The 18,108-nt window shown below is 66.5% G+C and carries 17 protein-coding genes; 14 read left to right on the top strand and 3 right to left on the bottom strand.

Features of this window, described 5'->3' with window-relative positions; all coding sequences use genetic code 11:
* Positions 1-37 precede the first annotated feature (37 nt).
* On the top strand, positions 38-745 hold the full coding sequence (locus tag OIE68_RS29200) for an NUDIX hydrolase (protein WP_327094261.1): 708 nt from the start codon (positions 38-40) through the stop codon (positions 743-745).
* A 109-nt stretch (positions 746-854) separates the two neighbouring features.
* On the opposite strand, the gene thiE is transcribed toward OIE68_RS29200, so the two are convergent.
* Complete coding sequence (gene thiE, locus OIE68_RS29195) at positions 855-1,562, bottom strand: thiamine phosphate synthase (RefSeq protein WP_327094260.1); 708 nt, start codon at positions 1,560-1,562, stop codon at positions 855-857.
* A gap of 57 nt (positions 1,563-1,619) precedes the next feature.
* Between thiE and thiO the strand changes: the two genes are divergently transcribed.
* The 6 genes from thiO to OIE68_RS29165 all read left to right on the top strand — a co-directional run bounded on the left by thiO (position 1,620) and on the right by OIE68_RS29165 (position 6,882).
* Positions 1,620-2,717: a glycine oxidase ThiO gene (gene thiO, locus OIE68_RS29190; RefSeq protein ID WP_327094259.1), complete on the top strand. Its 1,098-nt coding sequence runs from the start codon at positions 1,620-1,622 to the stop codon at positions 2,715-2,717.
* Complete coding sequence (gene thiS, locus OIE68_RS29185; protein ID WP_062990150.1) at positions 2,714-2,926, top strand: sulfur carrier protein ThiS; 213 nt, start codon at positions 2,714-2,716, stop codon at positions 2,924-2,926. The genes thiO and thiS overlap by 4 nt, the downstream gene beginning before the upstream one ends.
* The gene (locus tag OIE68_RS29180; RefSeq protein ID WP_419150572.1) at positions 2,919-3,692 is read left to right on the top strand and encodes a thiazole synthase; all 774 of its coding nucleotides are present in this window, start codon (positions 2,919-2,921) and stop codon (positions 3,690-3,692) included. Before thiS ends, OIE68_RS29180 begins: the two co-directional genes overlap by 8 nt.
* Before the next feature lie 122 nt (positions 3,693-3,814).
* The gene (locus OIE68_RS29175) at positions 3,815-4,831 is read left to right on the top strand and encodes an ABC transporter ATP-binding protein (RefSeq protein ID WP_327094258.1); all 1,017 of its coding nucleotides are present in this window, start codon (positions 3,815-3,817) and stop codon (positions 4,829-4,831) included.
* Positions 4,831-5,589: an ABC transporter permease gene (locus OIE68_RS29170; RefSeq protein WP_327094257.1), complete on the top strand. Its 759-nt coding sequence runs from the start codon at positions 4,831-4,833 to the stop codon at positions 5,587-5,589. Before OIE68_RS29175 ends, OIE68_RS29170 begins: the two co-directional genes overlap by 1 nt.
* A 369-nt stretch (positions 5,590-5,958) precedes the next feature.
* Positions 5,959-6,882: an adenylate/guanylate cyclase domain-containing protein gene (locus tag OIE68_RS29165; RefSeq protein ID WP_419150571.1), complete on the top strand. Its 924-nt coding sequence runs from the start codon at positions 5,959-5,961 to the stop codon at positions 6,880-6,882.
* A gap of 432 nt (positions 6,883-7,314) precedes the next feature.
* Here the strand turns inward: OIE68_RS29165 and OIE68_RS29160 are convergent, their stop codons facing one another.
* Positions 7,315-7,458 (bottom strand): hypothetical protein, encoded by a 144-nt coding sequence (locus tag OIE68_RS29160; RefSeq protein ID WP_327094256.1) that lies wholly within the window; start codon positions 7,456-7,458, stop codon positions 7,315-7,317.
* Between the two features lie 157 nt (positions 7,459-7,615).
* On the opposite strand from OIE68_RS29160, the gene OIE68_RS29155 reads away from it, so the two are divergent.
* The 7 genes from OIE68_RS29155 to OIE68_RS29125 all read left to right on the top strand — a co-directional run bounded on the left by OIE68_RS29155 (position 7,616) and on the right by OIE68_RS29125 (position 16,967).
* Positions 7,616-9,328 carry an acyclic terpene utilization AtuA family protein gene (locus tag OIE68_RS29155; RefSeq protein ID WP_327094255.1) on the top strand — a complete coding sequence of 571 codons (1,713 nt, stop codon included), beginning with the start codon at positions 7,616-7,618 and terminating at the stop codon, positions 9,326-9,328.
* A complete protein-coding gene (locus OIE68_RS29150; RefSeq protein WP_327094254.1) occupies positions 9,325-10,470 on the top strand; it encodes an acyl-CoA dehydrogenase family protein in 1,146 nt (381 codons plus the stop codon). Before OIE68_RS29155 ends, OIE68_RS29150 begins: the two co-directional genes overlap by 4 nt.
* Before the next feature lie 23 nt (positions 10,471-10,493).
* Entirely contained in the window at positions 10,494-12,119 is a 1,626-nt protein-coding gene (locus tag OIE68_RS29145; protein WP_327101838.1) for an acyl-CoA carboxylase subunit beta, read from the top strand.
* Positions 12,120-12,127: 8 nt separating this feature from the next.
* Positions 12,128-14,278, top strand: coding sequence for an acetyl/propionyl/methylcrotonyl-CoA carboxylase subunit alpha (locus tag OIE68_RS29140; protein ID WP_327094253.1), 2,151 nt, complete (start codon positions 12,128-12,130; stop codon positions 14,276-14,278).
* Positions 14,278-15,438 (top strand): acyl-CoA dehydrogenase family protein, encoded by a 1,161-nt coding sequence (locus OIE68_RS29135; RefSeq protein WP_327094252.1) that lies wholly within the window; start codon positions 14,278-14,280, stop codon positions 15,436-15,438. Before OIE68_RS29140 ends, OIE68_RS29135 begins: the two co-directional genes overlap by 1 nt.
* A gap of 68 nt (positions 15,439-15,506) precedes the next feature.
* Entirely contained in the window at positions 15,507-16,289 is a 783-nt protein-coding gene (locus OIE68_RS29130) for an enoyl-CoA hydratase family protein (protein WP_327094251.1), read from the top strand.
* A 60-nt stretch (positions 16,290-16,349) separates the two neighbouring features.
* Entirely contained in the window at positions 16,350-16,967 is a 618-nt protein-coding gene (locus OIE68_RS29125; protein WP_327094250.1) for a TetR/AcrR family transcriptional regulator, read from the top strand.
* 72 nt (positions 16,968-17,039) lie between these two features.
* Here OIE68_RS29125 and OIE68_RS29120 read toward each other — a convergent pair whose 3' ends face one another.
* Positions 17,040-18,074, bottom strand: a complete 1,035-nt coding sequence (locus OIE68_RS29120; RefSeq protein WP_327094249.1) for a hypothetical protein — start codon at positions 18,072-18,074, stop codon at positions 17,040-17,042.
* Between the last annotated feature and the right edge of the window lie 34 nt (positions 18,075-18,108).

Raw genomic sequence — 18,108 nt, 5'->3', positions numbered from 1 at the left:
AACAACCGCGCAACGGCTAGATGAGGATGGTAACCAGATGCGTGGTGACGGTGACGGTTGGTCACGCGGCTCGGACGGATTGCGGCATTGGGGCCGCTTCGGCGCCGCCGGACTTCTGCTGCGCGCCCCGCTCGCGGGCGGCGTTTCCGCGGTGTTGTTGCAGCACCGCGCGCCGTGGAGTCATCAGGGCGGCACCTGGGCGCTGCCCGGCGGCGCCCGCGACAGCCACGAGACCCCGGTGCATGCGGCGGTCCGCGAGGCATGGGAGGAGGCGGGTATCGATCCCGCCGATGTTCGGGTGCGCGGCGAGCGAATCACCGCGACGGCATTGAGCGGCTGGACGTACACCACCGTGGTGGCCGATGCCGTGATGACTCTGCCTACCAGTCGCAACCGGGAGAGCAGTGCGTTGGCCTGGGTCCCCGAGGACGAGGTCGACAGCCACCCGCTGCACCCCGGCTTCGCTGCCTCCTGGCCTGCGTTGCGGGCGGCTCCGGCGCGCGTCTGCCTCGACGACATCGACGTGGACGACGCCGATACGGTCGCGGCCGCGCTGCCTCGCACCGTCGACCTCGCCGATCAGGGCTTCGTCTGGTTGCACGCCGAGCCCGAAGGTCCAGGTGCCTACGCCCGCATCGTCGACCCGGATATTGATGCGACGGATGCCGTGCAGACAGCCGCGAATTCGGAGCTCGCCCCGCCCGATTCGGTCTTGTCGCTCACCCGGGTTCAGGTGCTGTCTTGAAGCTGTGGGGTCCGTGTGGGCTTTGTCGAGGTACTCACATGGTGGTTGGCGGCGAGGTTCTGGGCCGCCATTCGACTGCGCTCGATGAGCCTTAGCCGCGCTGCGAGTGTCAGCGGAGCTGTGCGTTGTGCAGCAGCGCTGTTTTCAGATGCCGGGCTGCCGCCTCTGGATCACGCGCTTCGGTAATCGCACGCACCACGACGACGCGCTCGGCTCCCGCCGCCAGCACCTCGGGAAGTCGCTCGGCATCGATGCCGCCGATCGCGAACCACGGTCGGGTCGGGTGGGCGTCGGCGGTGGAACGCACCAGGTCCAGGCCCGCCGCCTGACGTCCCGGCTTCGTCGGCGTGGCCCATACCGGTCCGGTGCAGAAATAGTCGACGTTCTCGTCGATCGCCGCGAGCCCGGCCTGCGCGCGGTTGTTGGTGGAGCGCCCGATCACCACATCGGGTCCGAGAATGCGTCGCGCGTACCACGGCGGCAGATCGTTCTGTCCGAGGTGCAACACATCGGCCACGGCGGCGAGCGCGATATCGGCACGGTCGTTTACCCCGACCAGTGCGCCGTGCCTGCGGGCCGCGGCCTTCAATTCGGCGAGTGCGCCGATCTCGGCCTTGGCCTCGAGCGGGCCGAACTTCGCCTCACCCGGCGAACCCTTATCCCTGAGCTGAATGATGTCGACACCGCCCGCGAACGCGGCCTCGGCGAACCTGGCCAGATCGCCCTTCTCCCTGCGTGCGTCCGTGCAGAGATACAGCCGGGCGGTAGCCAAACGCTCCCTGGGCGGTAGGGACCGGAACTGGTGGGAGGGTTGCACGTGCTCGACCGTAGTCGCGCTACCGTGGGGATGCGAATAGTGAGGCAGGTGGATCAAATGCGGACTCTGGCCGTCGTCGGTGGCGGCGCCATCGGACTCGCCGCCGCCTGGCGCGCGGCCGAGGCGGGGTGGTCGGTCACCGTATTCGATCCCGCCATCGGCTCCGGTGCCTCGTGGGTTGCCGGGGGGATGCTCGCACCACTGTCCGAGGGCTGGCCGGGGGAGGATCTGGTCCTGGAATTCGGCGCCGCCTCACTGGCCCGCTGGCCCGAATTCGCCGCGCGACTCGAATCGACGACCGGTGTCTCGGTATTCGTCGCCGATGAAACCCTGACCGTCGCGCTGGATGGCGCGGACGCCGCCGACCTCCGCACGGTGGCCGAATGGGTCGGTGCTCGAGGCCATGAACTCGAGGTGCTCGACCGAGCCGGTGTGCGTGCGCTGGAACCCGAGCTGGCACGCACCGTGCGCGCCGGTCTGCGAGCCGCCGCCGAACCCGCCGTCGACAACCGGCGACTGCTGGATGCACTCCAAAAGGCTTGTGGCACAGCCGGAGTCGAGCTACGTGCCGAAACGGTCGACGCGGTGAACGCACTGCCGCACGACCAAATCGTGCTCGCCGCGGGCGCGGCATCGGCACTGCTGTGGCCCGGTCTCCCGGTCCGCCCGGTGAAGGGCGAGATACTGCGGCTGCGCCATCGTCCGGGCGCGACACCACCGCCACAGCGCGTGATTCGCGCGCGAGTGCACGGCAGGCAGGTCTACTTGGTGCCGCGCGTGGACGGAATCGTCGTCGGCGCAACACAATACGAGGCGGGCTACGACACGACGGTGACCGTCGCCGGTGTCCGCGATCTGATCGCCGACGCCGAGGCGGTGCTGCCCGGTATCGGCGAATACGAATTGGCCGAGGCCAGTGCCGGATCCAGGCCGGGCACCCCCGACAACCTGCCCCTGATCGGACGGCTCACCGACCGGATCGTGGCGGCCACCGGCCACGGCCGCAACGGCATGCTCGCGGTGCCGCTCACCGTGGACGCGGTGCTGAGCCTGCTCGACGGCGCGCCGCTCGATGACGCGAAAGCCGCTGACCCCCAACGTTTTTCGACGGCGCACCCGTCGTCACTCGCTACATCTGCAGGAGGAGTTCGATGACCTCGGTCCCCATCGGTGTCACCGTGAACGGGCAGGACCACGAATTCGACCGATCCCTCACGGTGCGGGAACTGCTCGATCGTCTCGGGCTGCCGTCCCAGGGCGTCGCGCTCGCGGTGGACGGTGCGGTTTTCCCGAAGTCCCGCTGGGACGAGCCGGTCGGCCGCGGCTGGGAGATCGAAGTGCTGACGGCGGTTCAGGGTGGCTGACGCACTGGAAACCCCTGACACGCTGGAGATTGCGGGCAAGCGGTTCGGCTCCCGCCTCATCATGGGCACCGGCGGCGCCGAGAATCTCGCCGTGCTGGAGGAGGCGCTGGTCGCCTCGGGTACCGAGCTCACCACGGTCGCCATGCGCCGGGTCGACGCAGTCGGCGGCACCGGCGTCCTGGACCTGCTCAAACGCCTCGAGATCATGCCGCTGCCCAATACCGCGGGCTGTCGGACGGCCGCGGAGGCGGTGCTCACCGCGCAACTGGCCGCCGAGGCGCTCGACACCAACTGGGTCAAACTGGAGGTGATCGCCGACGAGCGCACCCTGCTCCCGGACCCGATCGAATTACTCACCGCCGCAGAGCAATTGGTCGACGCGGGATTCGTCGTGCTGCCGTACACCACCGACGACCCGATCCTGGCCCGCCGACTGGAGGACGCGGGCTGTGCCGCCGTCATGCCGCTCGGCGCCCCGATCGGCACCGGACTCGGCATCGGCAATCCGCACAATATCGAGATGATCGTGGCCGGCGCGGGCGTCCCGGTCATCCTCGACGCGGGCATCGGCACCGCGAGCGATGCCGCGCTGGCCATGGAACTCGGCTGCTCGGCCGTGCTGCTCGCCACCGCCGTCACCCGCGCCCAGCACCCCGCCCTCATGGCGGCGGCCATGCGGGATGCGGTCAACGCCGGTCACCTGGCCCGTCGCGCGGGCCGCATTCCCAAACGCTTCTGGGCGCAGGCCTCCTCACCGGGCCGTTAACGGAGAAAGCGTTCAGGGTGATTCCCTGATGCGGCCCGGGGGCCTTCGTCATCCTCGAGGATGATTGAACTCGGCACCATTTAATGACGCGTGTGGCCGCGCGATGAGGAAAGCTGGTCACCATGATCGAGCTGAGGGGCCTGACCAAGCATTACGGGCAGACTGTCGCGGTTCAAGATCTCTCCTTCACCGTTCGACCCGGACAGGTGACGGGCTTTCTTGGGCCGAACGGCGCCGGTAAATCCACCACCATGCGGATGATCCTCGGCCTGGACAAGCCCACCGCGGGCACCGCATTGATCCAGGGCAAGCCGTACCACGAACTGGACCATCCGCTGCGCGCCGTCGGTGCGCTGCTGGATGCCAAGTGGGTGCATCCGAACCGTTCGGCCCGCGCGCATCTGCAGTGGATGGCCGCATCCAACGAAATCGCCATGTCCCGCGTGGACGAGGTGCTGCGGCTGGTCGGCCTGTCCGAGGTGGCGAGTAAGAATGCCGGTGGCTTCTCCCTCGGCATGTCGCAGCGGCTCGGCCTGGCCGGGGCGCTGCTCGGCGATCCGCCGGTACTGCTGTTCGACGAGCCCGTGAACGGCCTGGACCCCGAGGGCATCCTCTGGATCCGCCGGTTCATGCAGCGGCTCGCGGCCGAGGGGCGGACCGTGCTGGTCTCCAGCCATCTGCTCTCCGAAATGGCCCAGACCGCAGAGCATTTGGTCGTGATCGGACGCGGTCAGCTGATTTCCGATTCGACCACCAAGGAATTCATCGAGCGCGCCTCGGAACAGTCGGTGCGCGTGCGCAGTCCGCAGCTGGAGCAGTTGCGCAGCCTGCTCACCTCCAATGGCATGACCGTCCGCGAGGACGGCACGGGCCAGGACGGCGCCGCATTGGTCGTGGCCGGGGTGACCAGCGACGCGGTCGGCAAGCTGGCCGGTTCGAACGACATCACCCTGTACGAATTGGCGCCGCAGCGGGCCTCGCTGGAGGAGGCATTCATGCGGATGACCGGCGGCGCGGTGCAGTACCACGGCGAAGGCTTCGACCCGGCGGGAGCGTCAGGCCCGGAGGCGGCAGCTCGCGTAACCACGCAGGGCCCCGCGGACGCCGGGTCCTACACAGCGATGGGAGGTGCGCTCTGATGGGCGTGCTGGCAGCGGAACGTATCAAGCTCACCTCGACCAGGTCGCCGTGGTGGTGCTCGGCGATCGTGGTGGTGCTCGCCCTCGGCCTGGCCGCGCTGTTCGCGGCGGTGGCCCGCTCGTCGTCGGGCAAGGAGAATGCGCTCGACCTGACCGTCGCCACCGCGGTCGGCGGGATCAGCGGATTCGGCGTGATGGTCCTGATGATCATGGCCACCTTGACCGTGACCAGCGAATACCGCTTCGGCATCATCCGGACCACCTACCAGGCGACACCGCATCGCGCCAAGGTGATCGCCACCAAGGCGGGTCTGGTCGGCGTGTACGGGGCGGTACTCACCATCGTGCTGGCCTTCGCCGCCTTCGCGATCGCCAAGGCGATCGGCGGCGATGCGAGCAACAACCTGAAGCTCTCCGGTGGCGATGCCTGGCGCGAGATCTACGGCATTCCGGTCTATGCCCTGCTCAGCGTCATTCTCGCGGTCGGTATCGGTGTGCTGGTCCGGCAGTCGGCCGCGGCGATTTCGCTGATCGTGCTCTGGCCACTGCTGATCGAGCCGCTGCTCGGCGCGTTCGGCAGCTTCGGGCGCAATGTGCAGCCGTTCCTGCCCTTCGCGAATGCGAGCCACTTCTACAGCGCCTCGGAATCGACGGCGAACTGGCACTGGGGACCGTGGGGCGGCCTGCTCTACTTCGCGGCTTTCGTCGCAATTGTCTTCGGCGGCGCACTGGTTATGGTCAACCAACGCGATGCATGATTGAACTACCCGAGTTGCCCTCCCTCGCCGCTCGGGTGACGGGTGCCGACCTTGTCGGGAGGTCCGAGCACCCCGCGCACTGTCCGCCACTGCCCGGCGGACGATGCGAACATCGGCCCGGTGTGCGAATCCCCTTCCACACCGGGCCGGTGTATGTATTCGGGCAATCCAGGCAGTATGTGAACTTCCCGGAAACTAAGCCGGGCATCGCTTCCATCCAGAATCGATGCTGGCTACTCTCGGAGTCGGCAACCAGTGAGTTACCCATTGGCGGACCCGGCGTAGTGCCCGCTCAGTCTGATCGAGGGGGCACAGGTGGCGACAATAAGTAACCCGCCGACGGTTGGTCGGCTGAGATACGCTCGGGGCGTGACCGAAACACCTTCCGGCGGTGCTGAGCCGGGGCCGGAACCGGAAGACAACGGGGGCGTTCCGTCCGAGGTGACCATACCGTTGGTGCCCGCCGATGAGGACCGATCTGCTCGTCGTCCCGGCTCGGGAATGCGACGCGGGCAGTTCTCCGCCTTGATGAACGCTGCGAACCAGCGGCCGGACATCATCGGTGTGCTGCGCAAGGCGCGTGAACAGCTGCCGGGTGACCCGTCTTTCGGTGACCCGCTATCGGTTTCGGGTCCAGGTGGCGCCCGCGCGGTGGCGCGCGCGGCAGATAAGTTGGTCGGCGATACGCCGAGCGCGGCCCGGGAAATCGGGTTCGGCGCACTGCAGGTCTGGCAGGCCATGCTGGAGCATGTCGGCCGCGGTCGAGGTAGCGAAGAAATAACTGTGATGTTCACCGATCTGGTGGCGTTCTCCAGTTGGTCGCTCTCTGCAGGCGATGAGGCGACCCTCGAATTGTTGCGCGGGGTAGCCAAGGCCATCGAGCCGCCGATCGCCGATCGCGGCGGCCAGGTGGTCAAGCGCATGGGTGACGGCGTGATGGCTGTGTTCACCTCGGCTGATCGTGCCGTGCGTGCCGCTGTGCAGGCAAAACGGAATCTGGCCGACGTCAGCGTGCGCGGTTATCGCCCGCAGATGCGGATCGGTCTGCACACCGGCTCGCCGCGCGAGATCGGCGGCGACTGGCTCGGCGTGGATGTGACGATTGCCGCTCGCGTGATGGAGGCCGGCGGCAACGGCAACACCATGCTTTCGCACGCGACATTGCAGTCCGTCGCGCCGGAGACGCTCGAGGAACTCGGGTTCTCGGTCAAGCCGTATAAGCGCAGTTTCTTCGCCGCACCACTGAGTGGCGTGCCGGAGGATCTGCGGATCTTCCGCCTGAGCTCTGTCTAATTTGCCGCGCCTTCGGCGCGGCGTGTTCGCGGCCCCCTGTGTCTCGCGTCCGAGCCGTCGAGACTCGCGACTTCGTCGCATGCGCTTCGACGACTCGGACGCGAGACGGGCCGCGAACGGTCGCTCGTAAGACTCGCTCCGTTGGGGTCACTGACGGCGGATCGTTCAGCACCTGATGCCCTCATGCCGGGCGGTGGAGTCCCGCGCGTGCAGCGGATGCGCTTCGACGACTGGGACGCGAGACGGGCCGCGAACGGTCGCTCGTAAGACTCGCTCCGTTGGGGTCACTGATGGTGGATCGTTCGGCCACCGATGCACATGCGCCGGATGGCCGAGTCCTACGACGCGTGCGGCGCATGCGCTTCGACGGCTCGGACGCGAGACGGGCCGCGTAAGACTCGCTCCGTGGTGGTCGAGTGGGGCTGTGAGTGCCTACATCAACCAGGCGACCGCGCCTGCAGCCGCTAAGGCGGCGAGCACCATGAGGGCGATGGCGAGTGGGCGGGCGGTCTTCCAGGTGGAGTAGGCCCCGCCCAGCAGGAATCCGGCCAGCGCGAACAGGATGACGGACGACATCTGGTCATTCTGCCTCGCGTGCCCTGCTCGATTAACAAGCACGCATGCTTGCTTTTTTCTGGACCGGGTGTGATGCTGGACTCCGGAACGCGGACTCCACCGGCGGCGCAACGCGGCGCGCCGGGACGGTTCGCCGCACAGGAGGGCCTTCCAGCTGATGAGTATGCTGGCCGCCGATCCGGAGCTGATCCGAATCGGCAACTGTTCCGGGTTCTACGGTGATCGGCTCAGCGCCATGCGGGAGATGCTCGAGGGCGGGCAGCTCGATGTGCTCACCGGGGACTATCTCGCCGAGTTGACCATGCTGATCCTCGGCCGCGACCGGATGAAGGATCCCAGTCTCGGCTATGCCAAGACCTTCGTCCGGCAGATCGAGGACTGCCTCGGGCTGGCACTGGAACGCAATGTTCAGATCGTCACCAATGCTGGCGGACTCAACCCGGCCGGGTTGGCGCAGAAGCTGCGCAAGGTTGCGGCGGATCTCGGACTCGATGCCAAGGTCGCGCACGTCGAGGGTGACGACCTGCTCAGTCGTGCGGGCGAACTCGGCCTCGGGTCACCGCTGACCGCGAATGCCTATCTCGGTGCCTGGGGCATCGTCGAATGTTTGAATGCGGGCGCCGATATCGTGGTTACCGGTCGGGTCACCGACGCCTCCGTGATCGTCGGCCCGGCCGCCGCTCATTTCGGTTGGGGGCGAACCGATTACGACCAGCTTGCCGGTGCGGTGGTGGCCGGACATGTCATCGAGTGCAGTACGCAGGCCACCGGCGGTAACTTCGCATTCTTCACCGAGTTGGCCGATCTCGGACGGCCCGGTTTCCCGATCGCCGAAGTGCGCAGGGATGGCAGCAGCGTCATCACGAAGCATCAGGGCACGGGTGGTGCGGTTACGGTGGATACTGTTGCGGCACAGCTGATGTACGAGATCCAGGGTGCGCGTTATGCGGGGCCGGATGTCACCACGCGGCTGGACACGATCGAGCTGAATCAAGAAGGTCCGGATCGGGTACTGATCAGCGGGGTGACCGGCGAAGCGCCGCCGCCGCAGCTCAAGGTTTCGCTCAATACTCTCGGCGGTTTCCGCAACGAGATGGAGTTCGTGCTCACCGGACTCGATATCGAGGCGAAAGCCGGACTGGCGCAACGACAGCTGGAGTCCTGGCTGCCCGTGCGGCCCGCCGAGTTGACCTGGACCTTGGCGCGTCTCGACCGGCCGGACGCCGAAACCGAGGAGCAGGCAAGCGCTTTGCTGCGCTGCGTGGTTCGTGATCCGGATCCGAACAAGGTCGGCCGCTCCTTCTCCAATGTCGCGGTCGAGCTGGCATTGGCCAGTTATCCGGGTACCAACTTCACCAGCCTGCCCGGCAATGGTTCGCCGTACGGCGTGTACACACCGGGATTCGTCGATGCCGCCGAGGTGCCGCACGCGGCCGTGCTCCCGCAGGGCACTCGCGTCGATATCGCACCCGCATCGGACACGCTGGAATTGGCGGACGTGGCCGAGCCGGAACTGCCGGAGCCATTGCCCGCCAGCGGAACTCGCCGGGCACCACTGGGCGCGATCGCGCTGGCCCGCAGCGGCGATAAGGGCGGCAATGCCAATATCGGCGTGTGGGTGCGCACCGATGAGCAGTGGCGGTGGCTTGCGCATACGCTGACGGTGGAGCGGATCAAGGAACTGTTGCCCGAAGCCGCGCCGCTGACCGTCACCCGGCACGTGCTGCCGAATCTGCGTGCCGTGAACTTCATTATCGAGGGTCTGCTCGGACAGGGTGTGGCCTACCAGGCCCGCTTCGATCCGCAGGCCAAGGGGCTCGGCGAATGGCTGCGCTCGCGTCATGTTGATATCCCATTGGAGTTGCTATGAGTCCGTGGAATACGCCGGAACGGCGCGAATTGCGCGCCACCGTAAGGGGTTTCGCCGAGCGTGAGGTTCTTCCGTACCTGGACGCCTGGGAGCGCGACGGCGAGATCCCGCGCGAACTGCACAAGAAGGCCGGAGCGCTCGGACTGCTCGGCATCCAATTCCCGGAATTCGCAGGCGGTTCCGGTGGTGACGGTATCGACGCCATGATCGTCTGCGAGGAAATGCATCAGGCCGGTTGCTCGGGTGGCCTGTTCGCCTCGCTGTTCACCTGCGGTATCGCGGTGCCGCACATTATCGCCTCGGGCAACGAAGATCTGATCGAGCGCTTCGCACGGCCGACACTGGCCGGGGAGAAGATCGGCTCGCTCGCCATCACCGAACCTGGTGGCGGCTCCGATGTCGGCCACCTCACCACCACCGCGCGCCGCGACGGCGACCATTACATCGTCAATGGCGCGAAGACCTATATCACCTCGGGTGTGCGCGCCGATTTCGTGGTGACCGCCGTGCGCACGGGCGGCCCCGGCTCCGGCGGTATTTCGCTGCTGGTGGTGGAGAAGGGCACTCCGGGCTTCACGGTCAGCCGCAAGCTCGACAAGATGGGATGGCTGGCCTCCGATACCGCCGAACTGTCCTATGTGGATGTTCGGGTGCCGGTGGAGAATCTGGTCGGACCGGAGAATTCCGGCTTCTATCAGATCGCCGGTGCATTCGTCAGCGAGCGGGTCGGGCTCGCGGTGCAGGCATATTCACAGGCCCAGCGTTGCCTCGACCTGACCTTGGACTGGGTGCGCAACCGAGAGACCTTCGGTCGCCCGCTGATCAGCAGGCAGGCCGTGCAGAACACGGTGACCGAAATGGCGCGCCGCATCGACGTGGCCCGCGTCTATACCCGAGATGTGGTGCAGCGCAGCGCCGATGGCGAAACCGATTTGATCGCCGAGGTCTGCTTCGCGAAGAACACCGCTGTGGAGGCGGGCGAATGGGTGGCCAATCAGGCCGTGCAACTGTTCGGCGGCCTCGGCTATATGCGCGAATCCGAGGTCGAGCGGCAGTACCGCGATATCCGCATTCTCGGCATCGGCGGTGGCACCACGGAAATCCTGACCGGACTGGCGGCGAAACGATTGGGGTACCAGTGATGACAGCATCGCGCAGCGATTCGATGAGGGGTGGCGGTCGGGCGACGGGTGGGCCGACACTACGCACCACACTCGATACCGCATCGCCGGAGTACACGGCCGCGGCCGAGGCCATGACCAGCAAACTCGCCGAGGTGGAGGCCGAATTCGCCAAGGCCATCGCGGGCGGTGGCCCGGATAAGCTGGCCCGGCATCGCAAGCGCGGCAAGTTGACCGCGCGCGAGCGCATCGAACTGCTCATCGACGAGGATTCGCCATTCCTCGAACTGTGCCCACTTGCCGCGTGGGGCAGCGACTTCCACGTCGGGGCGAGCGTGGTGTGCGGTATCGGCATTGTCGAGGGTGTGGAATGCATGATCGTCGCGCCGGATCCCACGGTACGCGGCGGCACCTCGAATCCGTGGACGTTGCGCAAGAACCTGCGCATGAACGACATCGTCATGCAGAACCGACTACCGGTGATCGGACTCGTCGAATCCGGCGGCGCGGATCTGCCGACGCAGAAGGAAGTCTTCGTACCCGGCGGGCGGATGTTCCGTGATCTCACCAGGGCATCGGCGGCCGGAATCCCCACCATCGCTTTGGTTTTCGGTAATTCCACCGCAGGCGGTGCCTACATCCCGGGCATGTCCGACTACACGGTGATGATCAAGGAGCGCTCCAAGGTATTCCTCGGCGGACCACCGCTGGTCAAGATGGCCACCGGCGAGGAATCCGATGACGAATCGCTCGGCGGCGCGGATATGCACGCGCGCGTCTCGGGTCTGGCGGATTATCTGGCGGTCGACGAGCAGGACGCGATCCGCATCGGCCGCTCCATTATCAAGCGCCTGAACTGGAAGAAGCAGGGCCCGTCACCGCGCGCCGAGGTGATCGAGCCGCGGTACGACCAGGAGGATCTGCTCGGTATCGTCCCGTCCGATCTGAAGATTCCGTTCGATCCGCGCGAGGTGATCGCCCGCGTCGTCGACGGCTCCGATTTCGACGAATTCAAACCCCTCTACGGCAGCAGCCTGGTCACCGGATGGGCGGAACTGCACGGCTATCCGGTCGGCATTCTCGCCAATGCGCGCGGCGTGCTGTTCTCGGAGGAGTCACAGAAGGCGACCCAGTTCATCCAGCTGGCCAACCAGTCGAATACGCCACTGCTGTTCCTGCACAACACCACCGGCTACATGGTCGGCAAGGAGTTCGAACAGAAGGGCATCATCAAACACGGCGCGATGATGATCAACGCGGTCTCGAATTCGAAGGTGCCGCATATTTCGCTGCTGATGGGCGCGTCCTATGGTGCGGGCCATTACGGCATGTGCGGTCGCGCCTACGATCCGCGGTTCGTTTTCGCTTGGCCCAGTGCGAAATCCGCGGTCATGGGCGGCGCACAGCTGGCCGGTGTGATCTCGATCGTGGGCCGCGCGGCCGCCGAGTCCAAGGGCATACCGTTCGACGAGGAGGCCGATGCCGGGATGCGCGCGATGGTGGAGGCGCAGATCGAGGCCGAATCACTGCCGATGTTCATGTCGGGGCGGCTGTACGACGACGGTGTGATCGACCCCCGTGATACCCGCACGGTATTGGGAATGGCGTTGTCGGCCATTCACAGTGCCCCAGTCAAGGGCGCCGATGGCTTCGGCGTCTTCCGGATGTGAGGGCCGAAATGACAGCATCGCACAGCGATTCGATGAGGGGTGGCGGTCGGGTGATGGGTGGGCGCATCACCAATGTTTTGGTAGCCAACCGTGGTGAGATCGCCCGCCGGGTTTTCGCGACCTGTCGTCGTATGGGGATCGGCACGGTCGCGGTCTACTCCGATGCGGATGCCGCGGCACCACATGTCACCGAAGCCGATGCGGCGGTGCGTCTTCCGGGCAACACACCGGCCGAGACCTACCTGCGCGGCGAACTGATCATCGAGGCGGCCTTGGCCACCGGTGCTGACGCCATCCATCCCGGCTACGGATTTCTTTCCGAGAATGCGGAATTCGCACGGGCTGTGCTGGCGGCCGGGCTGGTGTGGATCGGGCCGCCGGTCGAGGCCATCGAGCAGATGGGTTCGAAAGTCGCTTCCAAGAAGATGATGGACGCGGCCGGAGTGCCGGTACTCGCCGAACTCGATCCCGACGAGGTCACCGCGGCGCAGCTGCCGGTGCTGATCAAGGCCTCCGCAGGTGGTGGCGGGCGCGGCATGCGTGTGGTGCGCGAACTCGCCGATCTGGAACCGCAGATCGCCGCCGCGCGCCGGGAAGCCGAATCGGCATTCGGCGATCCGACGGTGTTCTGCGAGCGGTACCTGGAGACCGGCAGACATATCGAGGTCCAGGTCATGGCCGATACCTACGGCACCATCTGGGCCGTCGGCGAGCGGGAATGCTCCATTCAGCGCCGCCATCAGAAGGTGGTCGAGGAGGCGCCGTCCCCGCTGGTCGAGCGGATCGACGCCATGCGCGCGTCAGGCCCGGAGGCACGCGGTGGGGGCCGACAAAGCGGTACATCGCAAGGTGTACGCGCGCACGCAGGGCCAGCGCGCACGGCCGATGGACAGAGCATGCGCGAGCGGCTGTTCGAGGCGGCCCGGCTGGCGGCCGGTGCGATCGGGTACACCGGTGCCGGGACCGTGGAATTTCTCGCCGACGAGGCGGGTGACTTCTTCTTCCTGGAGATGAATACCCGGCTGCAGGTGGAACATCCGGTCACCGAGTGCACCACCGGACTGGACCTGGTGCGGTCCCAGTTGGAGGTCGCGGCCGGTGGCGAGTTGGCTGCCGTGCCGCCACCACTGCATGGGCACTCGATCGAGGTTCGGTTGTATGCCGAGGATCCCGCGAACGAGTGGCAGCCGCAGAGCGGGACGGTGCACCGGCTCGATATCCCTTCGGTAGTAACCGAATTCGATGTTCTCGATCGGCCGGGCGTGCGTCTGGATACCGGTGTGGTGGATGGTTCGGATGTCGGTGTGCACTACGACCCGATGCTCGCGAAGGTCATCTCCTACGCCGACACTCGTGACGAAGCGGCACGGTTGTTGGCAACGGCGTTGCAGCGAGCCAAGATTCACGGTTTGGTGACCAACCGCGATCTGCTTGTACGGGTGCTGCGGCATCCGGCGTTCCTGGCCGGAGACACCGATACCGCATTTTTCGAAACGCACGGATTGGATTCGCTCTCTGCACCTTTGGCGACCGAGACCGATGAGGCACTGTCCATCGTCGCCGCCGCACTCGCGGATGCCGCGGCGAACCGGCAGGCGGCCAGGGTCGGCGGCGGGCTGCCCGCGGGCTGGCGAAATCTGCCGTCGCAGTCGCAGCACAAATCGTACGAAAGCCGCACCAGCGGAACACATGACATCGGTTACCGCTTCACCCGAACCGGCGTCGCGGTGGACGGTCACGACGGACTCGAATTGGTGCAGGCGGGGCCCGAGCGCGTGGTCCTCGCGGTTCCGGGCGAACGCGGGCTGGTGCGTAGGCAATTCGATATCGCCCGCTACGGCGATCTGGTCTGCGTGGATTCCCCACTCGGGCCGGTATCGGTGCGCAGACTGCCGCGCTTCAGCGATCCGGCCGATCAGGTCGCGCACGGTTCACTGCTCGCGCCCATGCCGGGCAGCGTGATTCGCATCGGCGCCGAGGTCGGCAGCGCCGTCGAACAGGGCCAGCCGATTCTGTGGCTGGAGGCCATGAAGATGGAGCACACCATCTCCGCGCCCGCCGCCGGCGTGCTCAGCGCCCTCAATGTCACCGTCGGCCAGCAGGTCGATGTCGGCGCCGTGCTCGCCGTCGTCGATCCCACCGAATCCCAGGAGAACTGATGAGTTTTATCGAAACCGACGAGCAGAAGGCGCTACGGGCCGCGGTCGCCGCGCTTGCTGCGAAGTACAACTTCCGTGACTACGTGCTGCCGAAGGCGCGCAAGAACGAGCCGCTCACCGAATTGTGGGATGAGGCAGGCAAACTCGGCTTCCTCGGTGTGAATCTGCCGGAGGAGTACGGCGGTGGTGGTGCGGGCATGTACGAGCTCGCGCTGGTCATGGAGGAGTTGTCCGCGCAGGGCGCGGGCCTGCTGCTGATGGTGGTCTCACCGGCCATCTGCGGCACCATCATCACCAAATACGGCACCGACGAGCAGAAGCAGCAGTGGCTGCCCGAACTCGCCGACGGAACCGCCAAGATGGTCTTCGGCATTACCGAACCCGACGCCGGTTCGAACTCGCACCAGATCACCACCACCGCGCGTCGCGACGGTGACGACTGGATCCTCAACGGCCGCAAGATCTTTATTTCCGGCGTGGACCAGGCCGAGGCAGTGCTCATCGTGTCGCGCACCGAGGACCACAAGACCGGTAAGCTCAAGCCGGCGCTGTTCATCGTGCCCACCGATGCCCCGGGCTTCGTCAAGACGCCGCAGGAAATGGACATCATCGAGCCGGACCACCAGTTCACGCTGTTCCTCGATGACGTGCGCCTGCCGTCGGATGCCTTGGTGGGCAAGGAAGATGCCGCACTCATGCAGCTGTTCGCGGGCCTCAACCCGGAGCGCATCATGGGCGCCGCCATGGCAGTCGGCATGGGGCGCTACGCCATCGATCGTGCCGTCGAATACGCCAAGGAACGCACGGTGTGGAAGACGCCGATCGGTGCGCACCAAGGCATTTCGCATCCACTCGCCGCGGTGAAGGTCGAGGTGGAGTTGGCCAGGCTGATGATGCAGAAGGCCGCGACACTCTACGACGCGGGTGACGAGATGGGTGCGGCCGAGGCCGCGAATATGGCGAAATACGCTGCGGCCGAGGCCAGTATCAAGGCGCTCGATCAAGCCATCCAGACCCACGGTGGCGCGGGCCTCACCAAGGAGTACGGACTCGCCGCGATGCTCGCGGCCGCCCGCATCGGTCGCATCGCCCCGGTCAGCCGCGAGATGGTGCTGAATTTCGTCGCCCAGTACTCGCTGGGCCTGCCGAAGTCCTACTGATATCCAGCCCTCGTCGTTCCGATGCCGGGGCGACGAGGGCGGGACCGGATGCCACGACAGGAGGCTCGATGACCGAGACATCCACCGCGCCATACGTGCGTTACGAGGTCGGCAATGGATTCGCGATGCTGACGTTCGACTCGCCGCACAACCGCAATGCGCTGTCCTCGCGGCTGGTCGCCGAGCTGCTGCAGGGCCTCGACGATGCCGCAGCCGACCCCGCCGTGCGCGGCATCGTGCTCGCGCACACCGGCAATACCTTCTGCGCGGGGGCCGACTTGAGTGAAGCCAGCAATGCCGATCCGGCCGTTGCCGCCGACGAGCGCACCCGCGTGATGATCGGCGTACTGCGCCGACTCGTCGAAACACCGAAGCCGATCATTGCGCAGATCGACGGCAATGTGCGCGCGGGCGGCATGGGCATCGTCGCGGCGTGTGACGTCGTGGTGGCCGGTCCCGGCAGCAGCTTCGCACTCACCGAGGTGCGAATCGGGTTGGCGCCGTTCATGATTTCGCTGACCCTGCTGCCGCGGCTCAGCCCGCGCGCGGCCAGTCGCTACTACCTCACCGGCGAGAAGTTCGGCGCGGATATCGCCGAGCAGATCGGTCTGGTCACGATCACCGCCGACGATCCGGCGGCCGAGGTGGCCCGGCTGTGCGCGGAGCTGCGCAAGGGCTCCCCACAGGGTCTCGCCGAGGCCAAGCGACTGGTCAACGCGGGCATCCTGGCCGAGTTCGACAGCTCCGCCGAGGAGCTGGCGAAACGTTCCGCGAGCTTCTTCGGCACGCCAGAGGTACAGGAGGGCATGATGGCCTTCTTGCAGCGCCGTCCACCGACCTGGGCAGAATAGCGCCGTGACATCGCCGACGACCAATGCCGCCACGGCCGCCAGCCTGTTCGGAGTGAGCCGATGGTGACTCCCCACGAACCCAAGCAGGACCGCAGCCGGGCCACCCGGCAGCGCCTGCTCGAGGCGACCATCGACTGCCTGGCCGAAATGGGCTGGGCGGCGGCCACAGTCTCGGTCGTCGCGGAACGGGCCGGGGTGTCGAGGGGCGCTGCCCAGCATCACTTCCCGACCAGGGAAGACTTGATCACCGCCGCGCTCGAGTACATGTTCGACACCCGCACCCAGCAGTCCAAGGACGAGGCGCTGGCGATGGCCGCGCTGGCCGGTGGGGTCGAGCGCACCGAGGCAGTGGTCGCCGGTCTGGTCGACTCCTACACCAGCCCGCTATTCAAAGCGGCGCTGCAGGTGTGGACGCATGCGGCGGCCGATCCGGCGCTGCGGGAGCGAATTGTGCCGCTGGAGGCCAAATTCGGGCGTATATCGCATCGCCGGGCCGTGGCGGCGCTGGGTGTGGACGACGGTGATCCGGTCGCCCATCACCTCGTTCAGGCCACGCTCGATATGGCGCGTGGGCTCGGTCTGGCCGATGTCCTGACCGACGACTCGGCGCGCCGCAAACAGATCGTCTCGCAATGGGCGGCCACGCTGCACGCCGCACTGCACGCCCCACCGCCCTGACGCCCGGCGCTCTGCTCAGGCGCCGGGCCGGGCTGGATTGCCGGGTCGCCGGGCGGACCAGGGCGTGCGCCGCTAGTCCTCGTTCGAATCCTTCGCCGGTGACACATGCTGGAACCAGGCGGCCGTCTCGTCCGCGGTGAGCACCCGGTCCAGCGTCAGATCGCCGACCATATGTGGAAAGAAGCGTCCGGCTGGCCAAGTGCGTTGGTACGGAGGCGGATCCAGCACCAGCAGGCGGGTGCCGTCGACGACCGGAATATCAGATGGCGTGCCCTCGTTCCAGATCCAGCTGCCGTCCGGCGCGACCAGATTGAACGATCCGGTGGTGTGCACCATGCCGGGCATATCGCGGCACATGGCGACCGCCTCCGCCGCCGGTGCCTCACCCGGAATATGTCCGCCGCCGATGAGAGCGTCGGCGAGCAGGGTGTGCAATTGGAAATTGTCGCCGATGCCGGTCATGCGCACGGCATAGCCGGTGCCGGTCTCGCGGTGCAGCACGATGACCGGCTCGTCGTCCAGCACGATCAGCGCGTAGCCGAGGCATTTGTCCCACCGGTCGGAGACTTCGCCGAGTGCGTCGTGCCGCTCCCGGATGATCTCGCGACCCGATTGTCCGAACTTCTGTCGAACCGCCTTGTGCTGCAACATGGCCAGACCGGCACGGCTCCAGAGGTCCAGTGTCCACCACGCCAGCGTCTGGTCGAATCCGAAGATTTCGAACAGGTCCGGGTCCAGCTCGAACTGTTCGGGGTCGGGTACGTCGACGCCATCGGCCGCCGCCGTCCACTTCTCGGCGAATTCCTTTGCGCCGTCGAGTGTTATCGCGAGATTTGCCAGCACGCCGGGTGCGCAAGCCGCCGGATCCGCACCACCCTCGACGCACGCGCCGATGAGGACCGCGATATTCGCTCGCGGTCCCGTCGGCACATCGGGCAGCAACTCCGCGAGCCGCTTCCCGCCCTGCGCAAGCTCTTCCGGAGTCGCCGATTGGTAGTGGCGATGCAGTTCCGAATGAGCTTGTTGCTGAGCCTGCGGGTCCTGCGCGTGCACTGCGCTCTCGAAATCGAATACGGCGTCGATGAATCGATCGGTGGTCGAACTCATACCCGCACGCTAACAGCTTGCCACTAAAGGGAAT

Origin of the sequence: Nocardia vinacea, assembly GCF_035920345.1 — a bacterium.
Classification (GTDB): domain Bacteria; phylum Actinomycetota; class Actinomycetes; order Mycobacteriales; family Mycobacteriaceae; genus Nocardia; species Nocardia vinacea_A.
The sequence above is the reverse complement of the archived record's forward strand: the minus strand, read 5'-3'. Positions and strand labels throughout refer to the sequence as shown.

What these genes read in the sequence shown, in the direction of transcription:
- OIE68_RS29200 (WP_327094261.1), top strand. Translation starts at nt 38, where the DNA reads ATGCGTGGTGACGGTGACGGTTGGTCACGCGGCTCGGACGGATTGCGG.
- thiO (WP_327094259.1), top strand. Translation starts at nt 1,620, where the DNA reads ATGCGGACTCTGGCCGTCGTCGGTGGCGGCGCCATCGGACTCGCCGCC.
- thiS (WP_062990150.1), top strand. Translation starts at nt 2,714, where the DNA reads ATGACCTCGGTCCCCATCGGTGTCACCGTGAACGGGCAGGACCACGAA.
- OIE68_RS29175 (WP_327094258.1), top strand. Translation starts at nt 3,815, where the DNA reads ATGATCGAGCTGAGGGGCCTGACCAAGCATTACGGGCAGACTGTCGCG.
- OIE68_RS29170 (WP_327094257.1), top strand. Translation starts at nt 4,831, where the DNA reads ATGGGCGTGCTGGCAGCGGAACGTATCAAGCTCACCTCGACCAGGTCG.
- OIE68_RS29160 (WP_327094256.1), bottom strand. Translation starts at nt 7,458, where the DNA reads ATGTCGTCCGTCATCCTGTTCGCGCTGGCCGGATTCCTGCTGGGCGGG.
- OIE68_RS29155 (WP_327094255.1), top strand. Translation starts at nt 7,616, where the DNA reads ATGAGTATGCTGGCCGCCGATCCGGAGCTGATCCGAATCGGCAACTGT.
- OIE68_RS29150 (WP_327094254.1), top strand. Translation starts at nt 9,325, where the DNA reads ATGAGTCCGTGGAATACGCCGGAACGGCGCGAATTGCGCGCCACCGTA.
- OIE68_RS29145 (WP_327101838.1), top strand. Translation starts at nt 10,494, where the DNA reads ATGAGGGGTGGCGGTCGGGCGACGGGTGGGCCGACACTACGCACCACA.
- OIE68_RS29140 (WP_327094253.1), top strand. Translation starts at nt 12,128, where the DNA reads ATGACAGCATCGCACAGCGATTCGATGAGGGGTGGCGGTCGGGTGATG.
- OIE68_RS29135 (WP_327094252.1), top strand. Translation starts at nt 14,278, where the DNA reads ATGAGTTTTATCGAAACCGACGAGCAGAAGGCGCTACGGGCCGCGGTC.
- OIE68_RS29130 (WP_327094251.1), top strand. Translation starts at nt 15,507, where the DNA reads ATGACCGAGACATCCACCGCGCCATACGTGCGTTACGAGGTCGGCAAT.
- OIE68_RS29125 (WP_327094250.1), top strand. Translation starts at nt 16,350, where the DNA reads ATGGTGACTCCCCACGAACCCAAGCAGGACCGCAGCCGGGCCACCCGG.
- OIE68_RS29120 (WP_327094249.1), bottom strand. Translation starts at nt 18,074, where the DNA reads ATGAGTTCGACCACCGATCGATTCATCGACGCCGTATTCGATTTCGAG.